The 13,406-nt window shown below is 60.0% G+C and carries 7 protein-coding genes; 5 read left to right on the forward strand and 2 right to left on the reverse strand.

Annotation, left to right across the window (positions count from 1 at the left end):
* Positions 1–376: 376 nt before the first annotated feature.
* Together AAIE04_RS24620 and AAIE04_RS24625 are read left to right on the forward strand one after the other, a co-directional pair.
* The gene (locus tag AAIE04_RS24620) at positions 377–1,987 is read left to right on the forward strand and encodes a condensation domain-containing protein (protein ID WP_498577837.1); all 1,611 of its coding nucleotides are present in this window, start codon (positions 377–379) and stop codon (positions 1,985–1,987) included.
* 64 nt (positions 1,988–2,051) lie between these two features.
* Entirely contained in the window at positions 2,052–5,147 is a 3,096-nt protein-coding gene (locus tag AAIE04_RS24625) for an amino acid adenylation domain-containing protein (protein ID WP_498577838.1), read from the forward strand.
* A 42-nt stretch (positions 5,148–5,189) separates the two neighbouring features.
* Here the strand turns inward: AAIE04_RS24625 and AAIE04_RS24630 are convergent, their stop codons facing one another.
* Both AAIE04_RS24630 and gltP read right to left on the reverse strand, forming a co-directional pair.
* Positions 5,190–6,533, reverse strand: coding sequence for a condensation domain-containing protein (locus AAIE04_RS24630; protein ID WP_063919658.1), 1,344 nt, complete (start codon positions 6,531–6,533; stop codon positions 5,190–5,192).
* A gap of 275 nt (positions 6,534–6,808) precedes the next feature.
* Positions 6,809–8,125: a glutamate/aspartate:proton symporter GltP gene (gltP, locus tag AAIE04_RS24635; protein ID WP_015376334.1), complete on the reverse strand. Its 1,317-nt coding sequence runs from the start codon at positions 8,123–8,125 to the stop codon at positions 6,809–6,811.
* 901 nt (positions 8,126–9,026) lie between these two features.
* Between gltP and acs the strand changes: the two genes are divergently transcribed.
* The 3 genes from acs to actP all read left to right on the forward strand — a co-directional run bounded on the left by acs (position 9,027) and on the right by actP (position 13,046).
* Positions 9,027–10,985, forward strand: a complete 1,959-nt coding sequence (gene acs / locus AAIE04_RS24640; RefSeq protein ID WP_498577839.1) for an acetate--CoA ligase — start codon at positions 9,027–9,029, stop codon at positions 10,983–10,985.
* A gap of 91 nt (positions 10,986–11,076) precedes the next feature.
* On the forward strand, positions 11,077–11,388 hold the full coding sequence (locus tag AAIE04_RS24645) for a DUF485 domain-containing protein (RefSeq protein WP_019453431.1): 312 nt from the start codon (positions 11,077–11,079) through the stop codon (positions 11,386–11,388).
* Positions 11,385–13,046: a cation/acetate symporter ActP gene (gene actP / locus AAIE04_RS24650; protein WP_063919657.1), complete on the forward strand. Its 1,662-nt coding sequence runs from the start codon at positions 11,385–11,387 to the stop codon at positions 13,044–13,046. The genes AAIE04_RS24645 and actP overlap by 4 nt, the downstream gene beginning before the upstream one ends.
* The last annotated feature ends 360 nt before the right edge of the window (positions 13,047–13,406 follow it).

The raw sequence follows: 13,406 nt of genomic DNA on the forward strand, positions 1-13,406 counted from the left end.
GCCCGTCCACGGCCAAGCCGCCGGCGGAGCGGCCGACGGCTTGTATAAAAACGTAAAATAATGTTAAGAATGATAATATTTTGCATTTTCTAATGCAAATCATTATCAATAAAGGTGTGAGAGCGGCCACGATAACCGCCAGAAAACCTTATACTTTCGCAGGTAAAACAAGCGCTGCAATAACAGACAATAATTACAATGCTAAGAATAATATGAATAAATTATTCATATCCAACCCCATGCCTGCCCGTTACAGCTAAAACCCCTTATAGATAGCACCCTCGCGGCAAACGGATTAAATAATAATAATTTTCATTCCTATTAACATTTGGATATATTCTTGCAGTCTCGTTGGCTGAATCAAAATGGATACCCGATGAAAGCTTTAACCACGATGCAGGCCGCCTATTGGGTTGGCCGACAGTCCGCTCCCCCTCTGGGCGGCATGGCCGCCCATCTGTATGCGGAGTTCGACGGCGGCGAGCTGGATATCGCTCGGCTACGCCAGGCCGTCGAGGCGTTGTACCTGCGTCATCCGCTGTTGCACCTGCGCATTACCGACGATGGCCGGCAGACGATCGCGCCTCCCGGCCCCCGACATACCTTGCATCTCGACGACTGGCGACACGCCGATGAAACGACGCTGGCGGCCGCGCTCGCCGCCAAACGCCAGGCGAAAAGCACTCAATTGCTGCCGCTGGAGCAGGGCGTTCCCTGCGATATCAGCCTGAGCCTGTTGCCGGCGGGGCGCAGCCGCCTGCATGTCGATCTCGACATGATCGCCGGCGATGCCATGAGTTTTCGCCTGTTGATGGAAGATCTGACGGCGTTTTATCACCAGTGCCCGCCGCCCCCTGCCCATGACGCGCCGCCGGCCTATTTCGATCACCTCGCGCAACGCGACGCCGACGACGCGCTGCGCCAGCGGCGCGAACGCGGCCAACGTTGGTGGCGCGAACGCCTGGCGCAGGTGCCGCCGGCGCCGCGCCTGCTGCGCACGCCGGACCGCTGCCGCAGCGATCGCCTGGCCGTACAGCTGAATGCAGAAGAGAGCCGCGCGCTGGAGAACGTCGCCAAACGGCACCACACCTCCCTCTCGACGCTGTTTCTCGCATTGTTCGCCCTGGCCGTCGGCCAGGGTTGGAACATGACGCGCTTTCGGCTCAACGTGCCGCTGTTCCACCGCGAGAGCGAGCGGGAGGACGCGCAGCGCCTCATCGGCGACTTCTCTAACCTGGTGCTGCTCGGCGTGGAACTGAACCCGACGGAAAACCTGAACGCCTTCTGCCAACGCCTGATGACGCAGCTGGCGGAGCTGATCGAGCATGCGGATTACCCCGGCGTCAGTGTGATGCGCGATCTGTCGCGCCTGCACGGCAGCCTGCAGCCTTCGCCGGTGGTGTTTACCGCCGGCTTCGGCATCCGCGGCAAGACGCTGTTTTCCGAACGGGTCGCCGACACCTTCGGCCGTCTCGGCTGGGTGATCTCTCAGGGGCCGCAGGTGGCGCTGGATGCGCAGGTCGCCCACGTCGACGACGGCATTTTGATCAACTGGGACGTGCGGCTGGACGCGTTTCCCGAGCACGTGCTGCCGCGCCTGCTGGCCTGTTACCGGGCGCTGCTGCACCTGGCTGCACGGCAAGCGGGGGCATTCGATCGCCCGCTGTCGCAGCTGCTGGCGCAATGTACGCCCGACGCGCTGGCGCAGCAGGCACCGGTGCGCCAGGTGCTGCATCGGCTGTTGGCGCGGGTGGCCCCCGAGGCCGACTTACGCGACCACGACGATATCCACCGGTTGGCCTTGCCGGATGCCGGGGTGAATGCGCTGTTGACGGTGCTCAACAAGTATCTGACGGCGGCGCTGACGGCGCAGGATCTGGCGGCGCATCCCTCCCCGGCGGCGCTGGCGGCGCTGATTTGCCAACGTTCGCCCGAGGCGGGGCGAAATGCAAAAACGCTGCTCGCCGCCCTGGCGCCGCAGCACTGAGATCGGTTTCCGGGCGCGTGGCGCCCGACTCGTTTTAATCGGTTAGCGACTATAGGGAAGTATCATGGAGACAGCATTAACCGCACTGCAGCAGGCCTATCTTCTTGGCCGCAGCGATCGATGGCCGCTCGGCGGCGTGGCGATGCACGACTTTCGCGAATACCGCGCCCGGCAGCTGGATGTGCCGCGCCTTGAAGCGCGTCTGACCGAGCTGGTACAGCACTACCCGGCGCTTCGCACCTGCATCGATGTGCAGCGCGGCACGCAGCACGTGCGCCCGGAGGTTGCGCTGCACCTGGATCGCCACGACTTGCGCTCTCTTGACGGCGCAGCAGCGCAGCGCCAGCTCGAACAGCTGCGCGAGCACTACTCCCACCAGCGCCACGATCCGAGCCAGCCGCTGTGGCGCATCGCCGTGATCCAGCTTGCCGAACAGCAGGATCCGACGGGATCGCCGTACGATACGCTGATCTTCACCAGCTTCGATGCCTTGATCCTCGACGGCCAGGGGATCTCCAGCGTGATCGCGCGCCTGTTCGACGATCGCCCTCTGGCGCCGACCGCCGCCGCGATGCCGCCCCCGGCCGCCCCGGCGGCGCAGCGTCAGGCCGATGCGGCCTACTGGCGCGACAAGCTGCAGGATGTCACCACCCCGTCGGCATTGCCGTGGCGCGCCCCGCTCGCCAATCTCACCTCATCACGCTATCGCCGCGCCACCCTGACGCTGCCGCACGACACGCTAAAACGGCTCGGCCGCCTGGGATCGCCGCATGCGCTGCTGCGCAACAGCCTACTGTCGGCGCTGATCCTCGATACGCTGGCCCACTGGACCACCGACGGCGAGCTGTGCGTCGGCGTACCGGTGGCGTTCCCCGCCGCCGACGGCGCGCTGGGCAACGCCTCCAGCTTCGTGGCGGTGCGTTATTCCCGCTACGGCGAAGACTTTATCCAGCGTGCGCAAGCCTTGCAGGACGACGTGCTTGGCGCGCTCGACCACCTGACATTTTCCGGCGTCGATCTGGCGCGACAGTTGCTCGGCCAAAGCCAGGGCGGCCCGGCGCTGCCGGTGATCCTGACCAACTGTCTGGGCTGGGAAACGCTGCCGGCCGAGGCGCCAGTGCGCTTCCACGACGGCCTGACCCAAACGCCGCAGGTCGCCATCGACATTCGCCTGACGCTGGACAGTGAAAAGAACCTGCAGCTGTGCGTGGACTACGCCGAACAGGCGCTGCACGGCGAGCAGGTCGAGGCCATGCTGGCGGCCTTGCAGCAGCGCATCCTGCACAGTTGCCAACGCGCCGACCTGACAATCGCGCCGCGAGACTTCATCGATCTGGCGCATTACCGCCACAACGACAGCGAAGCGAATTACGCGCCTTATCCTTATCTGGCGCAGCTGGCCGAGCGGCTGTTTGGCGCGCAGAACGGCGGCAACGCGCTGATCTGCGGCGAGCAGACGCTGACCTATAATGAGCTGGGCCAGCGGATCGCCACAGCGATCGCCAACCTGCAGAGCCGCGGCGTACAGCCGGGCAATGTGGTGGCGCTGTATCTGCCGCGCAGCCCGGAACAGGTCATCTTCAGTCTCGCCTGCGCCCTGCAGGGCGTGATCTGGGTGCCTATCGATATCAACTCGCCGCCGGAACGTACCGCCTACCTGCTGGAGAACTGCCGGCCAACGCTGGTGGTGCACGGCGGCGATCTGGAGACGCCGATCGGCGTCACGCCGACGATCCTGCTGGCGCCGACGGATCGCGCGCCTGCGCTGGCGGATGAACAGACGCTGGCGGAACGCAGCGCCAGCCTGACCGCGAGCTACTACCTGTACACCTCCGGCACCACCGGCAAGCCTAAATGCGTGGTGCTCAACAACCGCGCCACCGCCAACGTCGTCCACCAGACCCAGCAGCGCTGGGCGGTCACCGCCGACGACGTGTTCATTTCCGTCACGCCGCCGCACCATGACATGTCGATGTTCGATCTGTTCGGTTCGCTGTGCGCCGGCGCTACGCTGGTGCTGCCGGCGCCGCATCAGGAAAAAGACGCCATCAGTTGGAATCAGCTGGTGGAAAAACATCGGGTCACCCTGTGGTGTTCGGTGCCTGCCATTCTGGAGATGCTGCTCACCTGCAAGACGGCCGACAGCCTGCGTTCGCTGCGTCTGGTGGCGCAAGGCGGCGACTACATCAAGCCGGCGACGGTGCAAACCCTACGCACCCTGCGCCCGGATCTCGCGCTGTTCTCGCTCGGCGGGCCGACCGAAACCACCATCTGGAGCATCTGGCACCCGATCGCCCCGCAGGAGAGCGGCACCGTGCCTTACGGCCGCCCGCTGCCGGCCAACCGTTATTTCATCTGTCATGACGACGGCAGCCACTGCCCGGCCGGCGTGGTCGGCCGCATCCATACCGCCGGGGTCAACCTGGCGTTGGGCTATCTGGAACAGGGGGAGCTGAAGCAGCATGATTTCATCACCCTCGAAGGGCCGGATGGGCAGCCGCTACGCGCTTTCCGCACTGGCGATCAGGGTTACTATCGCGCGGACGGCAACATCATGTTCGCGACCCGAGTGAACGGCTATGTGAAGATCCGCGGCGTACGCGTCTCACTGCCGGAAATCGAAGACGTGCTGCGCCGTCATCCGGCGATTCAGGATATGGTGGTGGTGGATTATCCCAGCGGAGAGAACAACGAGGCGGCGCTCGGCGCCCTGTATCTGACTCGCGACGGCAAACCGCTGCCGCTGTCCGAGATCCGTGCCTTCGCCACCGGCTATCTGCCCTGTACCCATATTCCCACGCGCTTTATCCATGCCGAGGCGCTGCCGTTGTCTGCCAACGGTAAAACCGACCGCCATCGCATCCGCGCCGACCTGAGCCACCAGCAAACCGCGCCGGCGTTGAACGCCTGCGCGGCACCGCCGCCGCACGCGCCTTTGGCGCGCAGCGCAGAGATCCTGACCATTTACTGGCAGGCGATCGGCGTGACGCCGCGCCCGGAATGGGGAGAAGAGACGGCGTTTATCGCCATGGGGCTGAAACTGCCGCATATCAAACAGGTGGCGGAGCGCCTCAATGACGCTTTCGGCACCCGGTTGGTGAGCAGTTCGCTCCTGCCGTGCAAGAACGCGCGTGAAGTGGCGGCGTTACTGACCAACTGAAGCCATGCCACTCGGGCGGGGACATCCCCCGCCCGTATTTTATCAGGCGGGTAGCGCCGTCAGACCCGCCAGCGGCTGTTCCCACGCATCCCGTTGCAGCGCACGCAACAGGAATTCTTGCAGTGCCTCGCCATAGTTCAGCGCATCCTCCGTCGGGAACTGCTCCAGATAGATATCGATATCCACCTGCAGATCGCGGGCGTCGGTGCGGCCGCGATAAGTCAGGTTGAAACCGTCACCCGAACCGCCGGCCAGCACGCGCCGGGCGCCGCTGCAGCCGGTGAAACGGGGCGCATCGAAGGGTTGCACATTAATGAAAGGGGAAATAAAGAAACGCGAGTCCGGAGCCACTCCGCGATCGACGGCCAGTTGGCGCAGCCGGTAGCCGGCGTGGCCGCGTAGCTCGCGCAGCTGCTGCGTCAGAGCGGTCAGAAAGCCCCCCAGCGTCTCCGCTTGCGACGGTGACACCAGCAGCGGCAGGGTATTGACCGCCAGCGCAGGCACATTGGTGGCGGCCTGCCCGCGGCGATTCATCGCCGGCATCCACATCGGCAGCGTATCGCCCTGCCGGGTGTGCTGCGGCATCACCTGAAACAGCCAGACCGCCGACAACGCCACCAGCAAGTCGGGCCAATTGATGCCGCTGCGCTCCGCCAGTTGCGTTAAACGTTGCGACACCGCCGCCGGCAGCCGGTGGTTGGCGCTCAAACGCCGCACGCCGTACGCCGCGCCGCCCTTGCGCACCGTCGGCAGCGCCTGCGACGACGGCAGGTAGGCTTGCCAAAAGCGCCGATCGCGCTCACAGCGCTCGGAGTCGGCATAGGCCAGCTCGGCCTGTTGAAAGGGGCCAAAGGCGCCCAGAGGGATGCCTGCGTTGCCCTGGCCGAGGTAGTGCGCATATAACGCGGCGCAGCGGTGTTCGATAAGCGCCATGCCGAAACCATCGACCAAGATATGGTGCGCGCGCACGTACCAGAGGTAGCGCTCCGGTGCCAGCTTCAGCAGCCAGGTTGCGGCTAACGCTTCGCTGTGCAGCGCCCGGTGCTGCGCTATATCCTCGCGCATCAGGCTTTGCGCCGCCTGCCAGGGATCGCGATGCGCTTGCAGATCGATGCGTTGCAATGACGGTATGCGCTGAGGATCGTGCCGTAACGGCGGAGGATGGTCGCCACGCCGTTCGCCAAAGCGCAGGGCAAACGCCTGCGTTTCGGCAAGCGTGACGGCGATCGCCCGGCACAGCGCCTCTTCCTCTACCGCGCCGCACAGTTCGGTGCAATGCGCGACGGTGGATAAGGTCTGCCCGGGGTGCAAGGTGTATTCTTCCCAGAAATCAAGCTGCGCTGGCGCCAGCGGCAACCATTCAGAGGCCAAAGCGGTGTCCGACATGTTACCTACCTTTGATAAGCCTGAATAAAAGCGCCGCACGGACGACATTCCGCCGTTCAACCGCTTTTGCGTGTTTCCATACATCATCAAATGAAAATGATAATAACATCTATTATCATTTCCAATAATTTGGTAACACTTTAGATTCTGTTAAGCGGGGATGCAAGTCACGTAGCGGGGGCAGAGAAAAGAAAGTGGCAGGCTGAAAGGACATAAAAGCAAAACGCCCCAGGCGCGGGGCCCGGGGCGTTTTTAACGTAGGCGATACTCGGTGGTTAGGCCTGATTGGCCGGCTTCACCTTTTGCGCCAGGAACTCCGTTTCGTAAGCCAGCGCTTTCTTGCGATCGAACTGGTGTTCCCACTTGGCGATCACCAGCACCGCCAGCGCGTTGCCCACAACGTTCAGCGCGGTGCGTGCCATATCCAGGATACGGTCCACGCCGGCGATGAACGCCAGGCCTTCCAACGGAATGCCGACGCTGCCCAGCGTGGCCAGCAACACCACGAACGAAACGCCCGGCACGCCGGCGATCCCTTTCGAGGTGACCATCAGCGTCAGCACCAGCACAATCTCCTGCCCCAGCGACAGCTCGATGCCGTACAGCTGGGCGATAAAGATAGCGGCGATGCTCTGATACAGCGTCGAGCCGTCCAGGTTAAAGGAGTAACCGGTCGGCACCACGAAGCTGGTGATCGACTTGGGCGCGCCGTAAGCCTCCATCTTTTCGATGATGCGCGGCAGCACCGTTTCCGAGCTGGCGGTGGAATAGGCCAGGATCAGTTCGTCTTTCAGGATGCGGATCAGCGTCCAGATGCGCAGGTTGCACAGCCGGGCGACCGCCCCCAGCACCACCAGGGCGAAGAAGGCGATGGCGAAGTACACCAGCACCACCAGCTTGGCCAACGGCAGCAGCGAAGCGAAACCGAAGTTGGCTACCGTGACCGCAATCAGGCCAAACACCCCGATCGGCGCATAGCGCATGATCATGTGGGTGACTTTGAACATGCTCTCGGACACCGCCTTGAACACCTTCAGCAACGGCTCTTTGGTCTCTTTCGGCAACGACGACAAGCCCAGACCGAACAGCACCGAGAAGAAGATAATCGGCAGCATGTCGCCCTTGGCCATCGACGAGAAGACGTTCGACGGGATCAACGACAGAATGGTCGCCACCAGGCTGTGCGAACCGCTTTGCACCTGTTCGGTGGTTTTCTCATACTGCGAAATGTCCACCGTGGTCAGCGTCGACATATCGATGCCGTGGCCGGGTTGGAATACGTTGGCTAACGTCAGCCCCACCACGATGGCAACGGTGGTGATCACTTCGAAGTAAATAATGGTTTTCAATCCGATGCGGCCCAGCTTTTTCGCATCGCCCACGCCGGCAATGCCGACGATCAGCGTGGAAATAACGATCGGCACCACAATCATCTTGATCAAACGAATAAAGATATCACCCGCCGGGCTGAGAATATTGCTTACCAGCCACTCACGAGATTCGGTCTGGTTGTGCAATACCGCGCCAACAATAATACCCAGTACCAACGCGATCAGGATTTGCCAAGCCAGGCTAATTTTTACACTTTTCATACCCAAAAAGTCCTCAAAGACTCTTTCCGCCGTACAAAGTCGCAACACAGCGAAAAGAATACTTAATCATTTATTACAGGCTTATGTTAATTCAGTGGAAGCGTTCACCTGCCCTGGGTGCGACGCAGTATAAATCTGTATCATCCGGGCGGCATGCTCTGCAAGCCTTGATTTGTCAGGGTTGAGCGCTGAATCGAATCACAAAAATTTCGCGTTACTATTTCAAATGGCATAATTGCTTGTTATTAAAAACATAATTTTTCATATAATGAAGTACATAACCGTGCCGGCGACGTTTTTTTGAACGCCATTAAAATGCGTTATTTTTCGTCCATTCTGCATATTTAGTCCACGACAAATGTTTATATTTTGTTACTCAAAAGTCAATTAAATGAGAGTTTACCGAGTGACACTTTCCCTCATAAATGCAGCGCCACTTTATATTTAGCTTAAAAATCGAGCGATACCGCAGAGTGAATACCCTCGGGTATCACCCGACTTTTCATCAGGAATTAAAGGTTAATAAAACGTTATTTCAGGATGTGCCGTCTATCGTTATATCGCGTTAATACCAACTTCGAATATTAATAGCGAAAAATAATCCAAAAAGATTTATAGCGCGGAATAATGCCAATACGTCCCCACGCTATTAAGCACGAGGCAAATAGTCTCGGCGTTGTTTATTCTTTTTTGTTCTTTAGATAAGTATTTTTGGCTAAAAACGCGGGTTTATGATGATTTAAACGCCAAAGAGATAGATACGCCCTGCAAATGCGACAGAACTATTACAAATCAATATCTTTGTTGCGTGATCTGCCGCGCAAAAAAGAAACAAAGAATCGTAGCAAACTATACTTAACCTTCAGTTGACATATCATTAACAACTTCAAGGAGAAAAGCTATGAGCCAACTGCATAAACACGCTATTCCTTCTGCAATTGCAGAACGCGCCCTGATTAATCCGGCACAATACCAACAGTATTACCAACAGTCGGTTCAAGACCCAGAGGCTTTCTGGGGTGAGCATGGCAAAATCCTGGACTGGATCAAACCCTATACCAAAGTTAAAAACACTTCGTTCGATCCGGGCCACGTCAGCATTCGTTGGTTTGAAGACGGCACGTTGAACCTGTCGGCCAACTGTCTGGACCGCCATCTGGCCGAGCGCGGCGACCAAACCGCCATCATCTGGGAAGGCGATGATCCGACCCAATCCAAGAAAGTGACTTACAAACAGTTGCATCATGATGTCTGCCAGTTCGCCAACGTGCTGAAAAAGCTCGGCGTGAAAAAAGGGGACGTGGTGGCTATCTATATGCCGATGGTGCCGGAGGCGGCGGTCGCCATGCTGGCCTGCGCGCGCATCGGCGCCGTCCATTCGGTGATCTTCGGCGGCTTCTCGCCGGAAGCGGTCGCCGGACGCATTATCGATTCCAACGCCAAACTGGTGATCACCGCCGATGAAGGCCTGCGCGCCGGCCGCGCCGTGCCGCTGAAAAAGAACGTCGACGACGCGCTGAAAAATCCCGGCGTGGTCAGCGTGGCGAACGTGGTGGTGTTCAAACGCACCGGTAAACCGGGGTATTGGCAGGAAGGGCGAGATCTGTGGTGGCATGAGCTGATTCAGGACGTTTCCGCCGACTGCCCGCCGGAAGAAGTGAGCGCCGAAGATCCGCTGTTTATCCTGTACACCTCCGGCTCGACCGGCAAGCCGAAGGGCGTGCTGCACACCACCGGCGGCTACCTGGTGTACGCCGCGATGACCTTCAAGTATGTCTTCGACTATCACGATGGCGACGTTTACTGGTGCACCGCCGACGTGGGTTGGGTCACCGGTCACAGCTATCTGTTGTATGGCCCGCTGGCCTGCGGCGCCATCACCCTGATGTTCGAAGGCGTGCCTAACTACCCGGGCGTCAACCGCCTGTCGCAGGTGATCGACAAGCATCAGGTCAACATTCTGTATACCGCGCCAACCGCTATTCGCGCCCTGATGGCCGAAGGCGACAAGGCGATCGAGGGCACCCGGCGCGATTCGCTGCGCATCATGGGCTCGGTCGGCGAACCGATCAACCCGGAAGCCTGGGAGTGGTACTACAACAAGATAGGCAACGCGAAATGCCCGATCGTCGACACCTGGTGGCAAACCGAAACCGGCGGCTTCATGATTACTCCGCTGCCGGGCGCCACTGAGCTGAAGGCCGGTTCCGCCACGCGGCCTTTCTTCGGCGTACAGCCGGCGCTGGTCGATAACGTCGGCACACCGCAGGAGGGCGCCTGCGAAGGCAACCTGGTGATCGTCGACTCCTGGCCGGGCCAGGCGCGCACCCTGTTCGGTGATCATGAGCGCTTCGAGCAGACCTACTTCTCGACCTTCAAAGGCATGTACTTCAGCGGCGACGGCGCCCGCCGCGACGAGGACGGTTATTACTGGATCACCGGCCGCGTCGACGACGTGCTGAATGTCTCTGGCCACCGTCTGGGCACCGCCGAGATCGAATCCGCGCTGGTGTCGCATCCGAAAATCGCCGAAGCAGCGGTGGTCGGCATTCCTCATAACATCAAAGGCCAGGCGATCTACGCCTATATCACGCTGAACCACGGCGAAGAACCAACGCCGGAGCTCTATGCCGAAGTGCGCAACTGGGTGCGCAAAGAGATAGGGCCGATCGCCACGCCGGACGTGCTGCATTGGACAGATTCGCTGCCCAAAACGCGTTCCGGCAAGATCATGCGGCGTATCCTGCGCAAAATTGCCGCCGGTGACACCAGCAACCTGGGGGATACCTCCACGCTGGCGGATCCGGCCGTAGTCGACAAGCTGTTGGAAGAAAAACAATCAATGAAAGTGCCGTCATAATTTACGCCGCTTCAGGCCGCTCATTCGGATAACGCGCCGTTGAGCGGCCCTGGCGCGGCGTACTCTCTCAATACCGACTGGAGACACACTGATGAATGACACCATTTATCAAGGGATTGAAGAAAACCCGCGCTTTAAAGAGCTGGTAAGAAAACGCGGCCGGTTCGCCTGGCTGCTTTCGCTGATTACGCTGGCGCTGTATGTCGGCTTTATTCTATTGATCGCCTTCGATCCTCAGTGGCTCGGCACGCCGATCGCCGTCGGATCGACCATCACCCGCGGGATCCCGGTCGGCGTCGGGCTGATCGTGATCTCTTTCGTCTTGACCGGAATCTACGTGTTTCGCGCCAACGGCGAGTTTGACCGCCTCACCGCAGAAATTCTGCGCGAGGTGAAACAATGAAACGCTTATGTTCCGCCCTCTCCGCCGCCGCGCTGCTGCTGTTGCCCGGCCTGGCCCGCGCCGACGCCATCGGCGGCGAAGTGCATCGTCAGCCGTTGAACATCCAGGCGATCGTGATGTTTATCCTGTTTGTCGGCGCCACCCTGTACATCACCTACTGGGCGTCCAAACGCACCCGTTCCCGTCAGGACTACTACACCGCAGGCGGGCGTATCACCGGCCTGCAAAACGGCCTGGCGATCGCCGGCGACTTCATGTCCGCCGCCTCGTTCCTCGGCATCTCCGCTCTGGTTTACACCTCGGGCTATGATGGCCTGATCTACTCCATCGGCTTCCTCATCGGCTGGCCGATCATTCTGTTTCTGATCGCTGAGCGCCTGCGCAACCTCGGCCGCTATACCTTTGCCGACGTCGCCTCTTACCGCCTGCAGCAGAAACCGATCCGCACCCTATCGGCTTGCGGCTCGTTGGTGGTGGTGGCGCTGTATCTGATCGCGCAGATGGTCGGCGCCGGCAAACTGATCCAGCTGCTGTTTGGGCTCAACTACCACGTGGCGGTGATCCTGGTCGGCATTCTGATGGTGCTGTACGTGCTGTTCGGCGGCATGTTGGCCACCACCTGGGTGCAGATCATCAAAGCGGTGCTGCTGCTGGCCGGTGCCAGCTTTATGGCGCTGATGGTGATGAAGTCGGTTAACTTCGACTTCAATACCCTGTTCGCCGAAGCGGTGAAGGTGCACCCGAAAGGCATCGCCATCATGAGCCCCGGCGGCCTGGTCTCCGATCCGATCTCCGCGCTGTCGCTCGGTTTGGCGCTGATGTTCGGCACCGCCGGCCTGCCGCACATCCTGATGCGCTTCTTCACCGTCAGCGACGCCAAGGAAGCGCGCAAGAGCGTGTTCTACGCCACCGGCTTTATCGGTTACTTCTATATCCTGACCTTTATCATCGGCTTCGGCGCCATCTTGCTGGTCAGCGCCAATCCGGCGTTCAAAGACGCCACCGGCGCGCTGCTGGGCGGCACCAACATGGCGGCGGTGCACCTGGCCAATGCCGTTGGCGGCAACTTCTTCCTCGGCTTTATCTCGGCGGTAGCCTTCGCCACCATTCTGGCGGTGGTTGCGGGCCTGACGCTGGCCGGCGCCTCGGCAGTGTCCCACGATCTCTACGCCAGCGTGATGAAAAACGGCAAGGCGACCGAGCGCGATGAGCTGAAGGTCTCCAAGATCACCGTCGTGGTGCTGGGGCTGGTCGCCATTGCGCTGGGGATTTTGTTCGAGAAGCAGAACATCGCCTTTATGGTCGGGTTGGCGTTCTCCATCGCCGCCAGCTGTAACTTCCCTATCATCATCCTGTCGATGTACTGGTCGCGTTTGACTACCCGTGGCGCGATGATTGGCGGCTGGCTGGGCCTGCTGACGGCGGTGATACTGATGATCCTCGGCCCGACGATCTGGGTGCAGATCCTCGGCCATGAAAAACCGATTTATCCGTATGAATATCCGGCGCTGTTCTCGATGATCGTGGCCTTTGTCGGCACCTGGCTGTTCTCGATAACCGACGGCTCGCTGGCTGGACAGCAAGAAAGGGAACGCTTCCGGGCCCAGTTTGTCCGTTCGCAAACCGGGCTGGGCATCTCTCAGGGCAGCTCGCATTAACCGAATAATAAGTGAAAAAAGCAAACACACCCTAATCAAAGGCCCTTCGGGGCCTTTTCTCTGGCTGCCTGTCGGAGAGAAGTTGGGTAAAGCAGCGCAGCGTAGCTGCGCTTTTTTGTTTTTTTACGCATAGCAAAAAGCCCTGAACGTCAGTTCAGGGCTTTCGGCTTTGTTTGATGCCTGGCAGTTTATGGCGGGCGTCCTGCCCGCCCCCTTCGGGCCGTTGCTTCGCAACGTTCAAATCCGCTCCCGGCGGATTTGTCCTACACCATTCGTCTCAGGATGCCCATGCTCGGGCAGAACGCCAGATAACAGACAAAACAAAAAGCCCCATGCTTTCGCATGAGGCTTGTTGTTTTA

This window comes from Serratia sp. Ae19-1 (assembly GCF_059801225.1).

Excerpts from the sequence above, each read along its gene's own strand:
- AAIE04_RS24630 (WP_063919658.1), bottom strand. The coding sequence starts at position 6,533 with ATGTCGGACACCGCTTTGGCCTCTGAATGGTTGCCGCTGGCGCCAGCG.
- AAIE04_RS24645 (WP_019453431.1), top strand. The coding sequence starts at position 11,077 with ATGAATGACACCATTTATCAAGGGATTGAAGAAAACCCGCGCTTTAAA.
- actP (WP_063919657.1), top strand. The coding sequence starts at position 11,385 with ATGAAACGCTTATGTTCCGCCCTCTCCGCCGCCGCGCTGCTGCTGTTG.
- AAIE04_RS24620 (WP_498577837.1), top strand. The coding sequence starts at position 377 with ATGAAAGCTTTAACCACGATGCAGGCCGCCTATTGGGTTGGCCGACAG.
- AAIE04_RS24625 (WP_498577838.1), top strand. The coding sequence starts at position 2,052 with ATGGAGACAGCATTAACCGCACTGCAGCAGGCCTATCTTCTTGGCCGC.
- acs (WP_498577839.1), top strand. The coding sequence starts at position 9,027 with ATGAGCCAACTGCATAAACACGCTATTCCTTCTGCAATTGCAGAACGC.
- gltP (WP_015376334.1), bottom strand. The coding sequence starts at position 8,125 with ATGAAAAGTGTAAAAATTAGCCTGGCTTGGCAAATCCTGATCGCGTTG.